This window comes from Desulfococcus multivorans (genome assembly GCF_001854245.1).
Classification (GTDB): Bacteria; Desulfobacterota; Desulfobacteria; order Desulfobacterales; family Desulfococcaceae; genus Desulfococcus; species Desulfococcus multivorans.
The window spans coordinates 1,866,727-1,884,996 of record NZ_CP015381.1; the positions used below are offsets into that span (position 1 = coordinate 1,866,727).

The following is an 18,270-nucleotide window of genomic DNA, read 5'->3' on the forward strand; positions in this document are numbered from 1 at the left end:
GACGGTCTGTAAACACATCGACCCGAAATGAAGACAGAGACGACCACTGATATGATGTTGAAAAGCGGCTTTGATTTCGGGTTCGATCCTGGGGCCTGCGCCGACTGCGGGGGGCGGTGCTGCAGGGGAGATTCCGGATATATCTGGGTCAACCAACGGGAGATTCAATCCATCATTCGCTTTTTGGGCGCCAATCCCATTGATTTCATGGAGGCCTGTATCCGCCGGGTTGACAACAGGCTTTCGATTGGTGAACGGCAGGTCGGGACAGGGTTCCAATGTGTTTTTCTGGAGATGACACCCAAGGCTCGCTGCCGCATCTATCCGGTCCGGCCGATGCAGTGCCGCACCTTTCCGTTCTGGGACCGTTATCGGAATCGTCCCCCAAAGGACGAATGCTCCGGTATTCGAGAGCCGGCGTAATATCGGCACATTCTTTCTCGGCAGCAAAATGTGCCAATGCGGCAACCACCTGTATAGAGAACCGGCACTTTCAGATAGATACTGGAAATATCATAACTGGGGGACACGCTTACACCGAGATGTAAAAAATTCAACTGTCGACTTTCGTGTGGTGACCGGAAAGCGGTGCCGTATCCTCCCGGCACCGGCCTGTGAAAGTCGAACGTTGAGTAAAAAAACCCGATATTCGCTTCCTCATTGACAAAGGAGTTGCCATGGGTGCCATGCAGAAAGTCAAGATCGTAGCCGGCGTTGCCGCTGTCGTGGTGATTGCCCTGTTTCTTCATTACAATTTGCCCCGAACCGCGGTCGTTCAGATCACGGGAACGGATGTGAAACGGGCGGACAGCGCCGGCACCGGAGGCGTGACCCCTCAAACCGGCGATCCCGGGAAAGGACCCCTTGTCCGGACCCATGACGTTCGCTTTATCAACGCCTTGTCCAGAGACGGCAAGATCATGGTGTTCCGGAATGAGGATACGGGCTGGGGGTGGCCGCCGTATTTCAAATTTGACAGCGCGGATCTTACGGCCCAGGCCCAGTCCTTCGCAACCGACCCCGCGAAACCCTTTGTCCGGATCACCTACTATGGCTGGCGTGTCCGGATTTTTTCCATGTTTCCCAATGCCGTGAGCCTGAAGACGGTGGAAAAAGATTATACACATTATCCTGTATTCAATATTGTTTTTATTATCGCGCTCCTCATTTCAGGGGCTCTGGCCTATCGCAAGCTCAGACTCTTTTTCAACCGGAATCGTATCCCCTGATCAATGTGAAATGTCGCTTTCGGGTCTGCGATCCGCACTCAGACGGCAGATAGAGCGACCCGGAGCGCATCACATTATACAAAAATTCATTGGGAGAACCCCATGTCCGAATCCAACAGCCACAAGGTTCTGGCGCTTCTCGCCAGGGAGTGGGACTTGAAAGGCCCCCCCGGCATCCTGGATATCAGCGACATCGTGGCGGCCCTGCCCCTGTCGCCGGGCGATACGCTCGCCGCCCTCAAGGCGCTGTTCCAGGAGGGTCTGGTCGACATCAACGAAACGAAGACCGTCGCTTTCCTGACACCGGAAGGCTACGAGGCCGCGACAAACGGCGACGGATGAATCCCTTTTTTCATCGATTTTTTGCATTTTGGCGTATATTGATTTAAATATGGAGAAAACATCAAACCTCAACATTCCCACAAAGGAGATCGATAATGGCGAAAGCGATCAAAAACACGAAAGAAGATCGAAGAAACAAGGTCATCGAAGTGTTGAACAAGGCGCGGGGCATGGAGCTTCTGGCCATCCATCAGTATATGAACCAGCACTATAATCTGGATGACATGGATTACGGCGACATGGCCGCCAAAATCAAGCTGATCGCCATCGACGAGATGCGGCACGCTGAAAATTTCGCGGAGCGCATCAAGGAACTGGGGGGTGAACCGGTCACGACCTACGAGGGCACGGTGGAGAAAGGTCAACCGGTCCAAACGGTTTTCCCCTTTGACGCCGAACTGGAGGACGACACCATCGATGTCTACAATCAGTTTCTCCTGGTATGCCGGGAAAACGGGGACAGCATCAGTGTAAAACTTTTTGAAACCATCATTGACGAAGAGCAGACCCACTACAATTATTTTGACAGCGTCAATGAACATATTCAGAAATTGGGGGATATATACCTCGCCCAAATCGCCGGGACACCTTCCTCCACCGGGCTGACCCCCAAAGGCTTTGCCGTAGCGGGCAGTGGTGAATAGTCCTCACGAGGGAGAGCCGATGAATTTGGATGAACAGCGTCTCCCGGAAGAGCGCGGGCCGATGGTGTGCCGCGGTGCCCGCGGCGCCGTCACCGTCACTGAAAACACCGACGAGGCCATTCTTGCGGCGGCCCGGGAGATGCTGTTTCTCATCATCCGCGCCAACGACATGAAACCGGAGGATGTCGCCAGCGCCTATTTCACAACCACGACGGATTTGAACGCCACTTATCCGGCGTTGGCCGCCCGGCAGTTGGGATGGTATGATGTAGCGCTGTTGTGCGGTCACGAGATGACGGTGCCGAACAGCCTCCCCCGGTGCATTCGTGTTCTGATCCATTGGAACACCCGCACTCAGGCGAAGGATATTGTACATGTTTATCTCAGGGGGGCTCGACAGCTGCGACCCGACCGGAAAAGCCTGCCTGAAATTCCCCGGGAGGAGATCGAAGAGGTTCTTAAAAACGTGGATTTAGCTCAACTGAAGTTTGATCCTCAAGGCGGCCGGTAGCGGAAACGCTTCGGTCGAAACACCGGATGGGCGCCGTCCACCGACAGACACCGTTCATAACCTGTCGGAAGAGATTCGGCCCCGAGGCCTGTTTTCCATGAAGCCACTCATTCAATTGCGATCGCCATACCGGACGAACCCCGTCAGGATTTCACCCTTTTCGAGAGCCTTTCCGGACCTGTCCTTTTACGCCCGGTTTCTTTTCATCGTGTACCGGGCGAGCGTCAAGGCGGAGCGCGGTCTTTACGACGGAAGCGACTGGACCCGGAGCAGTTTTGACACCCTGAGAGCCCTGGAGCGTGTCGGCGTAGCGTTCGAAATCACCGGCGTCGAACACCTGAAAGCGCTTCGTGTGCCTTGTGTGATTATCGGCAATCATATGAGCGTCATGGAGACTACCGTGCTCCCCGGCATTGTTCAGCCCGTCAAGCCGGTGACGTTTGTTGTCAAAAAGAGTCTGCTGGCCTATCCATTCTTCAGATACGTTCTGAAATCCCGGGATCCCATTGCCGTGACGCGAACCCATCCCCGCCGGGACTTCAAGACCGTACTCGAGGAAGGAATGATTCGCCTCAGACAAGGGATTTCCATCATCGTTTTTCCCCAGACCACGCGTACCCGGCGCTTTGAGCCGTCTCAATTCAATTCCATCGGTATCAAGCTGGCGCAACGGGCCGAGGTTCCCGTCGTTCCCCTGGCGCTGATGACGGATGCCTGGGAGAACGGCCGTTGCTTCAAGGATTTTGGAAGGATCGATCCTTTGAAAAAAGTCCGATTTGCGTTCGGTGAACCCTTGTGGGTGCAAGGCAGAGGCGCGGACGAACACCGGGCCGTTATTCGGTTTATCGAAGAGAAGCTTGAAACATGGCGAGAAGCACGCCTTAAACCAACGTCATCATAACATCAACCCGATAAAAGGAGAAAACTGTCATGGGCATCATTTCGTGGATTGTGCTGGGACTCATTGTCGGCGTCATTGCAAAGCTCGTTATGCCGGGAAAAGACCCGGGAGGCATCTTCGTCACCATTCTGATCGGCATTGCCGGCGCGTTCGTGGGGGGATTTATCAGTTCATTGCTTGGATTCGGAAGCTTTTCGGGATTTAATTTCAAGGGGTTGCTCGTCTCCGTCGGCGGTGCTGTTTTGCTTCTTGCAGCATATCGCATGTTAAAAAACAGAAAAACTTCCTGAACCGCCATGGCGGTTCTGTCGGCGGTCAATGCCTAACTGACCGCCGACACCTCCTGTGGATGATATTGCGCCTTTCGCTCTATGCGTCCTCCCCCGCTCCGATGAGGGGAAGCGCTTTGTGAACCTGGAAAAACACCAGGAACCTGGACATACCGGCGTCTTTTTCGGGTGACGAACTCTTTCGGCGCAAGGCGTGGAGCAATTCGGATTCCTCCTCCTCATGCGTCTTCGTCAGGTACAGTCGCTTTCCTTTGTAACCGGCCCCGTCTTCGCGGAACAGAAATACGGCGTTGGGATTGGACTGAAGATTGCTGTGGGTCAGACGGTCCCACATGATGAAAGCCACCGTACCCTCTTCCAGTACATGAGGCCTGGAATAGACGGCTGCATTCACCCGACCTTCGCCGTCAGCGGTGGAAAGTACGCCGAACCCTTTTTTTTCTTCAAAATACGATTTTAATGTCATTTTAGATCCTTTCTTTCAGTTCCCGTCAGCTCAGTTTTCGTCCCCACACCGCATACACCGGATCGGAATAGCGCATCTGTGGATAATACTTGTCATCCCACGGTCTCGGCAGGCCGCGAACGGAGTAGGTTTCGAGACCCCCGAACCGACCCGACCGCTCGAAATACTCCAGAACCAACCCCATCCGTTCAAACTCGTGAAGGTGCTTCCAGATCCGGATGGCTTTTGGCGGAAACCAGCGGTTGGAGAATGTTACCACGGCAATGCCTCGAGGCTTGAGCACCCGCGCCATTTCATCGAACACCGATTGCGGTTGGGTCAGATATTCCACCGAAACCGTGCACAGTATAACATCGAAAGTTTCCGATGGATAGGGAAGTTCGGGATCGATGTTCAAATCGTGGATCACGCGGTCCGTGAGAGCGGTGTTCTGCTCCAACTCCGCGATGTTCATGCCCAGCCCCGAGACCCGCCCCGCTTTAAAGTCGTTGGGAAGATGCGATGTCCAGCTGCTCATGAGGTCGAGAACGTGCGCACCGTCATCGAGGAATCTTGCGTAGAGCGCTTTGATGACCTCGATGGCGGCGGCATCGAGGTGATGAACGAAACGGGGCTTGCTGTAAAAACGGCCGTCCGGTGCCTCGTCATCCCGCAGGAAGGGAGCGTCCGCGAAAAAGTCGGTGGGATGCCCACACCATCGGGCCTGCATACCCGGTCCCTCGCTCACGGTTTCCAGCCAATCCATGACGGTTCCGCCCCGCTCGATTTTTTTCTCGTCGACCTTCATCACTTCGGCGACAAGATGTGCCGATCTTTTCGATAGGGGGTGATTGAACTCCACCTGGATATGTCCGTTTTCGACGTGAATGCATCTAAACGGTGAAATATTCTGTGGGAAGACCCCGGTGACGTCTTTGAGAAGGCCCTTGGGATAGAAGCGGCCGATTCTCGGCGCGCCCAGAAGCGTGTCGCCAAACCGCGATCGCTTCAGGGTGAAGCTCTCGCTCGGTCGATAGGCGGGCAGATGGGCCGTTACGTCCATCTCCACCGAATCGCCGGCGCCGCTTCCCATCAATCCGTCATGGATGTCATGCGGGAGGATGTCACGCCACAGGTTGAGCTGGGGGGCACGATACACTTCCGTGTGCCGCGCTTCCGGAGTTTCCCATGAGAGGGTAAATCTGACGTCTGCAACAGCGTCTTTCGTTATCAGGTTCATGTCATCGCCTTTCAGTTCATTGTGTTGGCCGAAGCCATCGGATCGGTTCGAATCCTTGGGTACAATTTAATGCAGGCCGTAGCAGACTCAATAAGAGAGGTTTAAGAAGTGAATGAGGGGCAAATCCCATCATTTGAAGGCGAAGAGGCGACGGGGAGGGACGATATCGAGGACAGGCCGTCAGGACAGGGAAAGGAGATAGGTCCTCAGGTTGGTCTTTCGATTCTCGATTCCGAACTTGATCCGGAGATTGCGCCGGTGGAAGTGAACCGTCGTCTCGGCGATGCTCAGGATTTCCGCGATTTCCTTGCTGCTCTTTCCGTCTTTCACCAACGAGGCCACCTGAATTTCCTGGGGCGTGAGGAAAATATCGGCTGCTGACATGCGTTGCAGAAAAGGCGAAATGATGTCTTTCAAATGGGTATCGACAATCTCCACGAAGGTCCGTTCTCTGGCTTTCAAGCCGGCTTTTTTCAGCTTTTCGATATAGGGAAAGACGAGTTTCTTCATGTTGCCCAGAATCTTCTGTTCCAGCTCGACCTTGTCGGCTTCCCGTTGTTTGAGGAGGACCTTGAGAGCGATGTTGCTCTCCTCCAGGCTCTGTTTTTGTTCTTTGAGGGCCGCCTCGCTTTCTTTCAACGCTTCTTCCGCGAGCTTCAGATCGGTAATGTCTTCGTGGCTGATGACGACGCGAACCGGGCCGTCATAGAGTATCCGAACGGCGCGCATGTAGAACCAATGCTCCCCGTTGGGGGAATGGCAGGGGTAATCGTAGAGGAATTCCCTGGCCTCGCCGGAGATGACGAGGCGGATGCCGTCGGCTGCCTTCCGGGCATCCTCCGCGTCGTCACCCGATGCGTTTTCGCAGACGTCGAGGTAGTTGGTTCCGATGGCGTCCGCGTTTCCCTCCAGCCCGTTTTTGCGGGCGTAACCCTGCCACGCCTGGTTTGTTTCGAGAATAATACCCTTCTGGTCGATGATGGCGATATGGGCCGAGAGGGAATCCAGCACCGTCTGGGCAAGCACATCTGAAAACGTCATAGGTTCGGATATCATGGGGCCTCTTTACCTCAGGTGGTTTCAGGGACGCGACGGCCGACTTCGACATGACGCCGGCAACGGTCTTTCACAGTCGAATGTCGAATCTAAAAAAGGATAGACGATTTTGGTCGATGAATCAAGTTTTTGCGAAGATTGCTGATCCCGGGTGATGAAGATGCCGGATATTCTATTCGGAATGTAATAAAAAATACCAAAAAGAACGCTGCAAAATCAAATATGGATAAAACCGATATGTCTTGAAAGCGCTTCAATCCATCCGTTAATTTGCTGTTGAAAAAAACGTCGGGAGACGTTAAGGATAAAATTCAGATAATTTCGTCCGGTGCTTTTTGTACCTTCCTCAGAAAATTCAGCTGAAATGTCAACCTGAGCATTCTCCGGATACAAAAAATGCTTTGAGGTCAGGGGGAAAAACTGTTTTCAGCGACATTCAAATGACAAAATACAATCGCATTTTGAAAGGAATACCATGGTCAAACTCCAGGAGCATCCTCTTCTGAAGAAAATCATTGAGAACCGTTCATCCCTCACGCCAAAGGGCCGAATTTTAAGCGATTTCATCCTGTCCAATCCGAGAAAGGTGGTCTTCATGACCACCAAGGAACTGGCCCAGGCCTGCGAGGTGAGCGAGGCCACGGTGGTCCGGTTCGTGGTCCAGGTGGGGTTTGACGGATACAGCAATTTCCAGCAGGCGCTGCGGGATCTTGTGGACACGGAGATGACGCTGGTGGACCGGGTGGATCTGACGGATATGGGGGAACCGGGCGCCGATCGCTTCCGTCACGAGGTTTTCAAGGAGATCGACAATCTCAAGCAGATGTACCGGAGCCTGGACATCGAAACGATCCGCGCGGCGGCGTCGGCGCTCCATGACAGCGACAATATTTTCGTTGTGGGATCCCGCCTTTCTTTCACCCTGGCCTATTATTTCGGCTGGCAGCTCACCAAGATTCGAGGGAATATCCAGATCCTGAAGGGGAGTGACTCCACCAGCCTGGACCGACTGACCATTGCCTCCCCGGAAAGCCTGGTGATCCTGATTGCGACCTCCCGCTACCCCAATGAGCTGATTCGCATCGCGAAGCATGTCCGTCGGATGGGGCATACCCTCATCGTCATCTCCGACAGTTCTCTTTGCCCTGTGAACGGGTTTGCCCGCCATGTGCTGGTGGCCCCTTCGAAACATATCCCGATTTTCGGCAGCACCGCCAGCCTCACCTGCCTGATCAACTATATCGTCCTGGAACTCTCCGGCCGGTACGGCGACGCATTGAAGATGCATCAGGAGAAACTCGAGCGATCCTATCGCGAGAACGACATCCTGTTCAATCTGGAGGTTTTCGACGGGTAATCTGCCGGAACCGGGCAGGGAAGGGCGGACGGGGAAGGGGCATCCGGGGCATGCGATGCCCCTTATTTGTGCGATGCCCCTTATTTGATCGAAAGGATCGTCGGGACAAGAAGCCCGGCCGTCTTTCGGACGCTCTTCTGATGTCAGGCCGATAGTTTTTGCCCGTAAAGGATTCTTCCCAGCTCCCGGTGGGTAAAGTAGGGATCGTCGTTCCGAAGGTAGGGGAGCAGAATTCGCTTTCTGCGGACCAGGTCCCTCGAGATATCCGCGAAGACGGCATCGGGTTCGAAGAGTGCCGCCGACGTGATGACATGGCCGAAGGGGTTGATGATCTCGCTGCCGCCCCAGAACCGGAAAGGGTTGTCGTCCACCATACTCGTGTCGGTTGCATCCTCCGGTGTTTCGTCCCGCGATCTGAGATCCTCGAAGACTTCGCATCCCACGCGGTTGGCGCAGAGATTGTAAACGCCGAACACGCGGGAATAGAATCGGTTGATGATGCTCCAGCTTTCGATGTTCGAGAACTCGTTTCCCATGGATCCCCGGGAAGAGTTGAACATGGTGATGAAGATGTCGGCCTTCTGGGTAACCCCGAGATACGGCAGGGAAGGATGCCAGAGGTCGTTGCAGATGAAAGGGGCGATGGTCAGACCTTTATGACGAAAGACCCGGACCTGCTTCCCCGACGAGAAGATCTTGCGTTCCTCGAAAACACCGTAATTGGGCAGATTGAGCTTTCGGTAGGCGAAAAGGATTTCGCCGTCCACGGCCACCAGCGCCGAATTGTAGAAATTCATGGCTTTGGACTCTTCGATGAACCCAATGACGGCCGCCGTCCCCCGGGTTGCTGCGGCCAACCGTTTGATTTCGGGCGAATCCATGCGAAGCGCCGCTTCATGGTATCTTTCCCGAACAAAATATCCGGTGAGGGAGAGTTCGGGGAAGACCACCAGGTCGACGCCTTCGGCCTTGGCAGCCTCGATTTTCTGAAGTGTGTCCTCCATGTTGCTCTTGACATCCAGGAGGACAGGATTGGTCTGATATACGCCCACTTTCATTAACGACATCCTTTCATGAATACGCGTGAACGATGGTTGCGAGGGTACCTGCCGTTCAGACGGCGGCTCGGGACCCATCAATAATGGGGTGGATATCGGCCCACCGATCCGCCGACCAGATCTGTTCCGCCAGGTTGCAGGCGGGATCCCGGCCGATAACCGGAGCGGTCAGCCAAAGAAATTTCTGCTGGAGGTCGGCATCCGAGGGCAGGGTGTCCGGCGGTTCCCACAGGGCCTCGATTCTGCCGGAGGTGAAGCGTTCGCCGGTCATGGTTTCAACCGACACCTCCGCCGGCGCTTTTGCCGGAAATTCAGCGTCAAACGATGGTTCGACTTCGATGGAGATCCGGTTCATCAAGGTCGCCAGCTCGGGAGCGTGGAGGCGCGGGGGCAGCACCTGGGCGGGTCCCACCTCCCCGTCCGTCAACGCGGCGGCCACCGGGAACACCAGGCTGTACTGGGCCTCCTCGGTATTCCGGGGACGGCCCAGGGGAAGTCTGGCGGCGGCTTCGAAGGTGCGTACCCGGATGTGCCGGATTTCCGACGGCTTGAGATGATGTTCCCGGGCGATCTTCAGTGCGCCGGCCACGGCCGGCTGCCCCCACCGGCATGCGGCGTAGGGCTTGAAATAAAGGTTGAGGATTTCCCACTCACGTCCAAGGTTTTCCACCCACCTCGGTTCCGGCGTATCGTCGAAAAGGGGGCGGATGCCGGTGAATCCCTTCCGCGCCATGAGGATGGCGTTCATGGCGACCATAGCCCCCCAACCGATGCTGTCCTTGCCCATGGAGGGGGTATCGATGCCCTTCATCATGGGGGCAATGGGGGCGTGGTATTCAGCGGCTCCCATGGCGTGCCGTAATGTCTCCGGGGACAGATCAAAGAGCCTCCCGCCGGCGGCGGCGGCCGCCACGGCGCCCCAGGATCCGGACGAATGGTAAGCAGCGTAGGTGGCGTGTCGAATCAGACCGGCCCGGATGCCGACCTCGTAGCCGATGACCAGGGCCGTCAGGAACGCCGCGCCGGAGGACCGGTTTGCTTCGGCGGCGGCAAGCACCACGGGCAGGATGCAGGCGCCCGGGTGGCCCTTGACCCTTCGATAGCCGTCGTCGATGTCAAGGGCGTTGCCGGCAAAGCCGTTGGCCAAGGCCGCGCCGACAAGAGAGGCTCTCCGGTTCCGGACCAGGATGGCGGCCTGGTCCCCCGGATACTGTTCCTGGGCCATCTCGGTCATAATCGCGCCGACGGGAGTCTTCGTGCCCGCGATCATGGCACCCATGGCGTCCATGAGGCATCGGCGCGCCTGGCGGCGAACCGTCTCAGGCAAGTCCTGCCAGCGGGTATGGGTGATGAACCGGATGACATGACCGGTTAAACTGTGGGGCATATCTCCAATTTCTCCTCTACTCAACTGTCGATTTTCATGGACCGTATCCGCTATCCGGTCACCATCATGAAAGTTGAAAGCCGAGTCCTCTAGAAAAAGCCCGAATTCATGATATGAACCCGGGCAGTCTCCTCAAAAAATGGGGGCCGGCAACCCTGAAGCGAGCGCCGCCGGCCACGGCAGTTACTTGAAGGTTTACAGCAATCCCGCAGTCTTGAGCCAGGCTTTGGCCACATCCTCCACAGGCTTGTGTTCGGTGTCGACCTGATAGTTCATCTCGGTCATGGCCGCGGTGTCGAGCTTATCGGTCAGAGGGAGGAAAATGGTTTCCAGCTCCGGATATTTCTCGAACGTCTCCTTCTTCACCACCGGTGCGGGATTGTAGACCGGAAAATAGTTCTTGTCGTCTTCGAGAACTACAAATCCCATGCCTTTGATGCGACCGTCGGTGGCGAATCCCATGGCCACGTCCACCTGACCGCCTTCCAGGGCCTTGTAAAGAAGACCGGGGGTCATCTTCTTGATATTCTTGCGACCAAACTGGAAATCATATTTTTTCTGAAGGGGTTTGTAGCCGTCGGGGCGGGCGTAGAATTCTTCGTTGGTTCCGAAATTGATCTCGTTCTTGTGAGCCTTGACGTAGGCGGAAAGATCCGAGAGGGTCTTGATGCCCTTTTTCTCGGCGTCGTCCTTGCGCATCATGAGGCAGTAGGTATTGTTGAAGGGCATCATGGGGAGCCAGACCAGGCCGTTTCGCTCCAGATCGGCCTCTTTAACGAAATCATAGCACGCCTGTGGATCGGTAATGACCTCCTTCTCTTTCAGCATGGTGACCAGGGCGGTCCCGGTGTATTCCATGTAGATGTCGATCTGGCCGTTCTCCAGGGCCTTTCGGGCCACCAGGGTACCCCCGAGTCCTGTCTTGTCCTCCGTTGTAAATCCGTTTTTCTGCAGCAGTTCGATCATGATCAGCCCGAGAACCCGCTGCTCGGTGAAGTTCTTGGCGCCGACCACTATTTTTTTTTCCTGGGAAAAGGCCGTACCTGTCAGGGTGAAGGCCGCGATCAACAGTGCCGTAATCAAATTCCATGTCATTTTCTTCATTGTTTGTCGCTCTCCTTTCGGTGTTGCATTACCGGTTTGGGTTTTGAATAGATGCCGCATTGGATCGAAAGCGGGCACATCGCCCGATACGCGCTCCTATCCCGCTATTTTTCGTAGACCAGTCCGTCGCTGACAATCCATCCCTCCATCTTTCCGATGAACCAGTTCATGAAGATGGCCAGAGCCGCCGTGGGAACCGCTCCGGCGAGCATATAGCCCGGGTCCACCATGGCGATCCCGCTGAAGATCAGATCGCCCAGGCCGCCGCCGCCCACCAGAAAGCTCATGGCTGCCGTGCCGACGTTGATGACGGTGGAGGTTCGGATGCCGGTGAGGATGATATACATGGCATTGGGCAGTTCCACCTTGAACAGCATCTGGGCGGGAGTCATGCCCATGCCCCTGCCCGCGTCGAGAAAGACCGGGTTGATGCCGGCCAGTCCGGCGACGCTGTTACGGATGATGGGTAGAAGACCGTATATTACCAGCGCGAAGATGGCGGTTTTTTTGCCGATGCCCAGGTAGGTCATTGCGATCGCGATGACCGCCAGCGAAGGGACCGTCTGGCAGATACCCAGGATATTGAGAATCCAGTCCCGATACCTTCGCATGAAGCCCCTGGTGAGCAGGATGCCGGTGGGGACGCCGATGGCGATGGATATGACGCTTGAGATGAGGACCAACTGGATGTGCTCCACAAAGAGCATCCAGATCTCCTCGGGGTTGTCCATGGCGAATTGGAGAAATCCAAGTTGTTCCGCGTAGATACCCGATATAAAGGTCAGCACGAAGGCTGTCATCATCCAGAAACGGCCGGCACCTCCGGTTTTTTTCTTTTTTTTCATAGAATCCTCCCGCCCGTGGTGATCCTGCCCCAATGGCCGCCGTGTTCATCATAGGTTTCGCCTACTACGGAAACAAGGGTTTTCGAATTGAGGACCCCCTGCAGTACACCCTGATCGTCCACCGCCACGACGATGCCGATGTCGTAGGTGAGCATTTTGCTGAGGGCGTCCTTGAGATTCTGATCCGGTCGAACGGTGATGCTCATGGGCCGGGCCAGGTCGCCGACAATACCTTTGTGCCCTCGAAGCATATCGAGATTGACATATCCTACGAGGCGGTTGCCCGGCGCCGTGACCAGAAGATAATCGAGATCCTTCTCGATCATGCGCTCGAGTATCTTTTCGCTGGCATCCTCGGTGTTGCATCGGACGGGGTTTTTCAGCATGGCATCCGCCACCTTGAGCAGATCGAGGCGCTTGAGTGCCCGGTCGGCACCAACGAAATCCTTGACGAACTGGTTTTTAGGGCGGGTGAGAAGCTCTTCCGGAGTGGCGTATTGAATGAGGTTTCCGGCGTCGAGAAGAGCGATGCGGTCGCCCATCTTGACCGCTTCGTGGATGTCGTGGGTCACGAAGACAATGGTTTTTTTGAGCTTCTCCTGGATCTTGAGGAACTCGTCCTGAAGCACCTCCCGGTTGATGGGATCGATGGCGCCGAAGGGTTCGTCCATGAGCATGACCGGTGGGTTGGCCGCCATGGCCCGGGCCACGCCGATCCGTTGGGCCTGACCGCCGGAGAGCTCCCGGGGATAGCGGTCCCGATAGATGGCCGGATCGAGGTTCACCAGGGAGAGAAGTTCGTCAACCCGTTCGCTCATTCGTTTTTTGTTCCACCCCAGGAGCCTGGGGACGACGGTGATGTTTTCGAAGACGGTCATGTGGGGGAAGAGACCGATCTGCTGGATGGCGTAGCCGATGCCGCGCCGAAGCTCGATGACGTCCATGTGGGTGACGTCCTTGCCGTCGATTTTGATAGTGCCCGAGGTGATGGGCTCCAGGCGGTTGATCATCCGCATCAGGGTTGTCTTGCCGCAACCGGAAGAGCCGATGAGGATGCAGATCTCTCCGTTGGGAATGTGCAGACTGATGTTGTCCACGGCCGGAATCGTGCTTCCGGGATAGATTTTCGTAAGGCGTTCGAGTCGTATCATGGCTATGTCCTCAATCCTTTGCTGACCAGGCGGTTTTCAATCCATCCAAAGATATAATCCGTGATGATGGCCATGACGGCAACGCACAGGGCGCCGGCATTGATCATGGCGTCGTAGGTCTGGTTGATGCCCATGAAGATATAATGTCCCAGACCTCCGGCGCCGATGTAGGCTGCAATGGCGCCGATCCCGATGGACATGACCACGGCAACCCGGACTCCCGCGAAGATGATGCTGAGCGCCATGGGCACCTGAACCTTGAGCAGCACCTGAAAGCGGGTCATGCCCATCCCGATGCCGGCGTCGATGACGGCGGGATCGACATTCTTGATGGCGGCATAGGTGTTGCGGATGATGGGGAGTTGGGAGTAGAGCACCAGGGCGACGATGGCGGGCACGGTGCCGATGCCGTAGCCGAAAACGGAGAGAATCGGAATCATGATGCCGAAAAGGGCGATGGAGGGGATCGTCATGATGATACCGGCAATATAGAGTACGATGTCGGCGGCCTGGCGGTTGAAGGTGATCCAGATACCGATGGGGACGCCGGTGAATATGGCGATGGTAACGGCGACCGCCACGACCCAGGCATGCTCCCAGGCCAGCTTCAGGGTTTCAGGACCCTGATTGATCAAGAATTGCCATGTTTCCATAGGGGCGCCTCCTTGGCTAAGGGTGAATGGGAGGGGTGGGATCTTGAACGTCTATCGAGAGGCGGGATATCACCGGCATCCATGAAGGATGCGGGTCATCCCGGGAAAGCCGACGGCCGTATCGACCGTCGGCCGTCCGCACATAACAATTCATCTTAACGTTACGGCAACAATATGTCAAATTTGGATCGAATCGCGGCGTCGACATCCGCCGGAATATGGGAGACGGGCTCGGCCGCAAGGATCTTCCGGGCAATATTCCGCCCCCGCTCCCAGGCGTCGATGCCGCCGTCCTTTTTCCAGTTTTCGCGGATCTTCCGGTCGGTCACGCCGTTGCCGGTGAAATAGGTGGACCGCATATGCTTGAGGGTGTGAGGGGAAATCATGAAGTTGCCGCCAGGCCCCACCTGATCGATAACCGAAAGGGCCAGCTGCTCCTCGTCAACGGGGATGCCGGCCAGAACCTTCATCGCCATGCCGATGATCTCGTCGTCAATGACAAACTGTTCGTAAGCGACGGCGAGCATCGATTCCAGCATACCCGCCGAATGGTGGATGTAGTTGGAGCCGCCCATCGCCGCGAGAAGCACGGTCATCGCCTTTTCCCAGCCGGCCTGGCAGTCTGGGATCTTGGCGTCCGAGAGCCCGGCGGAGTTGTAGTTGGGTACCTGGATGTGTGCCGCCATCTGGTGGATAGCGGCGTTCATCATGCCGCACTCGACGCCGCCGCCGAGGTATCCCATGGTGTTCATGTTGGCCATGCCGGGGATGCCGCCGTAAAGGAGAGGCGCTCCCGGCCGGGTCAGTTGACAGATGGTGATGCCCGCCAGCTGCTCCGCATGGATCTGCGCCAGGGTGGCGGCCATGGTGACGGGAGAGGTGGATCCGGCCATGGGGGCACAGGAGAGGGCTACCGGAATCATGTTCCGGTTGCATTCCTGCATGATGCGCGTGGACTGGGTACAAAGCTTCAGGGGTGATATGGCGAAGGAGGTGATGACCGAAATGAAGGGCCGGGCCTTGAGTTGATCCAAGCCGCCTGCGATCATGGCGGCCAGATCCATGATGCGGTGAAGGCCCGCTTCGTTGTTCACGCCCGACATGAAGTGTTTGGTGGTGGCCTTCATGCCGGCATAATACATGTTGACGTCATAGGCCTCTTCGGGGATGTCCGTCGGAATGCAGGAGCGAACAAAGAAGTGGATGTTGTCGAGCCGATCCACCAGCCGGCCAATCTGGTAGATGTCGTTCAGGACGGTGGCACGGGCTTCGCCCGTCTCGAGATCGAGTATTCTGACGGCGGCGCCCCCGGTGCCCAGATGAACCTTGTCCTCGGTGAGGTCGAGATCATTTCTGCCGTCCCGGCTGTATAGAACGACCTTGGCAGGGGCCGTTTCTGCCATCCGGGACACCAGATCCCGGGGAAACAGAATCCGGCTCCCCGCCCGATCGACCGTTGCACCGGCCGACTCGAGCATGGCCAACGTCTCGTCCAGACCGGATTCATAGGTGAATCCGGTTTTCTCCAGAACGTGGAGGGCGGCGTTGTGAATGGTTTCGACATCCTGTGGGGAAAGGGGTTTGTAGATTCCTCCCTGAAGGCCTTTGAGGTTCATTTCTCTGCTCCTTGACGATGTTGAAAAAAAGGATTCAAATGGTTGCGGATGCAAACGGAACGGCTTCGGGACCTCGCTGAAGTCCGGCCGGACGGTACGATCACCGCTCTACAATTGACAGGATTTGTTTCAATTTGAGGTCGCCGGCGGCGCCCCGGGTGAAAATATCTATTTCATATGAAATGAAATATGTCAATCAGAATTTTTCAGTGCATTTTCGACTCGTGTTGATTGTTTAGACTTTCAGGTCAAGGATGGGGATTGTAAAGGGGTAAACAGGATAGCTTTGAAAAATTTTTCGATATTACTGCTCGATGGTATGATGGGCGCAGAAGCCGGATTTCAGGATGCGGCTGATCATAAATATATGGGTTTCATGATCGAGGGAACCTTCAATCCACCGCTTTTATGGGCGCATCGATGGACAAGGCCAGGATTTTCCATCCCGATGCAGGTGAGAATTGGGGATCCGGCGTAAAAACATGGATATTCTCGTTGTCGTCGATGGCAAAGAGCGGCAGACGGGTGTTTCTATGCTGTTGAAGGTAATCTTCATAGGAAAATTCATCGGTCAGCAGCGTTGTATGGATATCCGCACCGCCGGTCACATATCGGTTCAGCGTCTGATACGTCATGTCTTCACGGAAAAGATGTCGACCGCCGTATTTAAAAGCCGATTTTTTTTCGGCATTGCCGTTTTTCGGCGGATGATTGCCGACGGCATAGATCCGTTTCTTTTCAAATTCAAGTCGATAGTAGTGAGCAGAAAGAGCGTTCAGTTCAATGTTGGGGGAGACGGCTATCAAATGACCGATGCCCGTCAGGTCAAGATGGCGTTCAGCATGCTCCGATGCCGGGTTGCCCCAGTAGGCCGGCAATCCGTTCATTTTGGCTTCGGCAATGTAATCCCAGTTCGGATCCGTGACCACCACCCTGAACCCGTTATCCTGGAGCGCTTTGGCAATGGTCTGTGCAAGGGTATTGGCGCCGATGATGAGAAATCCCCTGGGCTCGGGTTCCCTGACCTTCAGCCATTTAGCGATGAGACCCGCGGTGGTGCTTTGCAGCAGAACCGTGCCGATGATCACCATGAAGGTCAACGGCACCAGCTGGGAGGCATCCTGATATCCGATACCCTCCAGTTTGATGGCGAAAAGCGCCGATATCGCCGCGGCAACGATGCCGCGGGGTGCGATCCATGCCAGAAGGTGCCGCTCGGTCGGAATCAGCTTCGAGCCCAGGGCTGAGAGTTGCGCATTCAAGGGCCGTGCCAGAAATTGGATGATACCGAGCACGGCCAGGCCGGGCCATCCCAGGGCAATGAACGCGTTAAGGTTTATTCGGGCCGCCAGAATGATGAAAAGCATCGAGATGAGGAGGATACTCAGGCTTTCCTTGAAATCCAGGATGTCTTCCAATTCGAGGCCTTTCATATTGGCAAGGCAAATGCCCATCACCGTTACGGAAAGAAGACCGGATTCCGCTTCCAGGGTATTGGAAAGGGCAAAGACGGCGCAGACCGTCGCCAGGGCCGCAAAATTGTGAAGGTACCGGGGCAGCATGTTGCGGCGTAAAACAATTCCGAACAGATAGCCGCCGAGAGCGCCGAAAAAGCCCCCAATGGCTATGATTTTGAGAAAAACAACGGCCCCGGACTGAAAACCGCCTGCTGTTCCGCCGGAAACGATGAACTCGTAAACCAAAATAGCCAGGGTGGCGCCGATGGGATCAGTCAGAATACCTTCCCATCTCAGGATGTGGGCTACATTTTCCCTGGGCCGGACGGTCCGGAGCATCGGCACGATCACGGTGGGACCGGTGACCACCATGAGTGCCCCGAACAGGAAGGAGATTTCCCATGAGAAAAAAAGCAGCCAACGGACGGCCAGTGCGGTAATCAACCAGGTCACAAAAACGCCCAACGTGATCAGGTTGCGAATTACTTTTTCCAGCCCGGGAATGTCCTTGAATTTCAGGGTCAGGCTGCCTTCAAAAAGGATGACGGCCACCGCAAGGGAGATAAAAGGAAACAAGAGACTGCCGAACAACCGGTTCGGATCGAGCCAGTTCATCATCGGGCCGAGCAGGATCCCGCAGAGCAGCAAAAACAGGATGGCCGGCAGTCTCAGTCGCCAGGCGATCCATTGGCACCCCATGCCGGCCAGGAGGGTGATCGACAGCGCCACCACGGCATGTTCGTTCATGATGGCGTATTTTGCCTTCGTATCATTTTTTGGCGATGACCCACACGGCATGAACGATGCCGGGAATATACCCGAGCAGCGTCAGCACCAGGTTGATCCAGAAGTGTTTACCGATCCCGACCTGGAGAAAAACCCCCAGCGGGGGCAAAAAAATGGCGAACAAGATGCGAATCAAATCCATAATCAATTCCTTTCTCAAAATAATGGGGTATTGTCAATTCCCGGGTTCGCCTGCCG

Annotated in this window: 20 protein-coding genes; 8 read left to right on the top strand and 12 right to left on the bottom strand. The window is 55.7% G+C overall.

Going from position 1 to position 18,270, the window contains the following annotated elements; translation table 11 throughout:
- Positions 1–51 precede the first annotated feature (51 nt).
- The 7 genes from dmul_RS08095 to dmul_RS08125 all read left to right on the top strand — a co-directional run bounded on the left by dmul_RS08095 (position 52) and on the right by dmul_RS08125 (position 3,917).
- Complete coding sequence (locus tag dmul_RS08095; protein WP_020875594.1) at positions 52–423, top strand: YkgJ family cysteine cluster protein; 372 nt, start codon at positions 52–54, stop codon at positions 421–423.
- A 254-nt stretch (positions 424–677) separates the two neighbouring features.
- The gene (locus dmul_RS08100; protein WP_020875595.1) at positions 678–1,229 is read left to right on the top strand and encodes a DUF1523 family protein; all 552 of its coding nucleotides are present in this window, start codon (positions 678–680) and stop codon (positions 1,227–1,229) included.
- Positions 1,230–1,331: 102 nt separating this feature from the next.
- On the top strand, positions 1,332–1,571 hold the full coding sequence (locus dmul_RS08105) for a hypothetical protein (RefSeq protein ID WP_020875596.1): 240 nt from the start codon (positions 1,332–1,334) through the stop codon (positions 1,569–1,571).
- A gap of 95 nt (positions 1,572–1,666) precedes the next feature.
- The gene (locus tag dmul_RS08110) at positions 1,667–2,215 is read left to right on the top strand and encodes a bacterioferritin (protein ID WP_020875597.1); all 549 of its coding nucleotides are present in this window, start codon (positions 1,667–1,669) and stop codon (positions 2,213–2,215) included.
- A gap of 19 nt (positions 2,216–2,234) precedes the next feature.
- Complete coding sequence (gene aroH / locus dmul_RS08115; protein WP_020875598.1) at positions 2,235–2,726, top strand: chorismate mutase; 492 nt, start codon at positions 2,235–2,237, stop codon at positions 2,724–2,726.
- A gap of 97 nt (positions 2,727–2,823) precedes the next feature.
- A complete protein-coding gene (locus dmul_RS08120) occupies positions 2,824–3,627 on the top strand; it encodes a lysophospholipid acyltransferase family protein (protein ID WP_020875599.1) in 804 nt (267 codons plus the stop codon).
- A 29-nt stretch (positions 3,628–3,656) separates the two neighbouring features.
- Positions 3,657–3,917, top strand: a complete 261-nt coding sequence (locus dmul_RS08125; protein WP_020875600.1) for a GlsB/YeaQ/YmgE family stress response membrane protein — start codon at positions 3,657–3,659, stop codon at positions 3,915–3,917.
- 79 nt (positions 3,918–3,996) lie between these two features.
- Here dmul_RS08125 and dmul_RS08130 read toward each other — a convergent pair whose 3' ends face one another.
- The 3 genes from dmul_RS08130 to dmul_RS21070 form a co-directional block, all read right to left on the bottom strand.
- A complete protein-coding gene (locus tag dmul_RS08130; RefSeq protein WP_020875601.1) occupies positions 3,997–4,383 on the bottom strand; it encodes a pyridoxamine 5'-phosphate oxidase family protein in 387 nt (128 codons plus the stop codon).
- 25 nt (positions 4,384–4,408) lie between these two features.
- Positions 4,409–5,602, bottom strand: a complete 1,194-nt coding sequence (locus tag dmul_RS08135; RefSeq protein ID WP_020875602.1) for a class I SAM-dependent methyltransferase — start codon at positions 5,600–5,602, stop codon at positions 4,409–4,411.
- 180 nt (positions 5,603–5,782) lie between these two features.
- Complete coding sequence (locus dmul_RS21070) at positions 5,783–6,658, bottom strand: LuxR C-terminal-related transcriptional regulator (RefSeq protein ID WP_020875603.1); 876 nt, start codon at positions 6,656–6,658, stop codon at positions 5,783–5,785.
- 475 nt (positions 6,659–7,133) lie between these two features.
- Here dmul_RS21070 and dmul_RS08145 point away from each other — a divergent pair, with 475 nt between their 5' ends.
- Positions 7,134–8,015 (top strand): MurR/RpiR family transcriptional regulator, encoded by an 882-nt coding sequence (locus dmul_RS08145; RefSeq protein ID WP_020875604.1) that lies wholly within the window; start codon positions 7,134–7,136, stop codon positions 8,013–8,015.
- A gap of 143 nt (positions 8,016–8,158) precedes the next feature.
- Here dmul_RS08145 and dmul_RS08150 read toward each other — a convergent pair whose 3' ends face one another.
- From dmul_RS08150 to dmul_RS08190, 9 genes are all read right to left on the bottom strand, one after another.
- Complete coding sequence (locus dmul_RS08150) at positions 8,159–9,073, bottom strand: nitrilase-related carbon-nitrogen hydrolase (RefSeq protein ID WP_020875605.1); 915 nt, start codon at positions 9,071–9,073, stop codon at positions 8,159–8,161.
- A gap of 55 nt (positions 9,074–9,128) precedes the next feature.
- A complete protein-coding gene (locus tag dmul_RS08155; protein WP_020875606.1) occupies positions 9,129–10,460 on the bottom strand; it encodes an MmgE/PrpD family protein in 1,332 nt (443 codons plus the stop codon).
- A 195-nt stretch (positions 10,461–10,655) separates the two neighbouring features.
- Positions 10,656–11,564 (bottom strand): ABC transporter substrate-binding protein, encoded by a 909-nt coding sequence (locus dmul_RS08160; protein WP_020875607.1) that lies wholly within the window; start codon positions 11,562–11,564, stop codon positions 10,656–10,658.
- A 104-nt stretch (positions 11,565–11,668) separates the two neighbouring features.
- A complete protein-coding gene (locus tag dmul_RS08165) occupies positions 11,669–12,409 on the bottom strand; it encodes an ABC transporter permease (RefSeq protein WP_020875608.1) in 741 nt (246 codons plus the stop codon).
- Positions 12,406–13,560 carry an ABC transporter ATP-binding protein gene (locus dmul_RS08170; RefSeq protein ID WP_020875609.1) on the bottom strand — a complete coding sequence of 385 codons (1,155 nt, stop codon included), beginning with the start codon at positions 13,558–13,560 and terminating at the stop codon, positions 12,406–12,408. The genes dmul_RS08165 and dmul_RS08170 overlap by 4 nt, the downstream gene beginning before the upstream one ends.
- Positions 13,561–13,562: 2 nt before the next feature.
- On the bottom strand, positions 13,563–14,213 hold the full coding sequence (locus dmul_RS08175) for an ABC transporter permease (RefSeq protein ID WP_020875610.1): 651 nt from the start codon (positions 14,211–14,213) through the stop codon (positions 13,563–13,565).
- Between the two features lie 161 nt (positions 14,214–14,374).
- On the bottom strand, positions 14,375–15,829 hold the full coding sequence (locus dmul_RS08180; RefSeq protein ID WP_020875611.1) for a trimethylamine methyltransferase family protein: 1,455 nt from the start codon (positions 15,827–15,829) through the stop codon (positions 14,375–14,377).
- A gap of 392 nt (positions 15,830–16,221) precedes the next feature.
- The gene (locus tag dmul_RS08185; protein ID WP_020875612.1) at positions 16,222–18,033 is read right to left on the bottom strand and encodes a cation:proton antiporter; all 1,812 of its coding nucleotides are present in this window, start codon (positions 18,031–18,033) and stop codon (positions 16,222–16,224) included.
- A 22-nt stretch (positions 18,034–18,055) separates the two neighbouring features.
- Complete coding sequence (locus dmul_RS08190) at positions 18,056–18,214, bottom strand: YqaE/Pmp3 family membrane protein (protein WP_020875613.1); 159 nt, start codon at positions 18,212–18,214, stop codon at positions 18,056–18,058.
- Positions 18,215–18,270 lie beyond the last annotated feature (56 nt).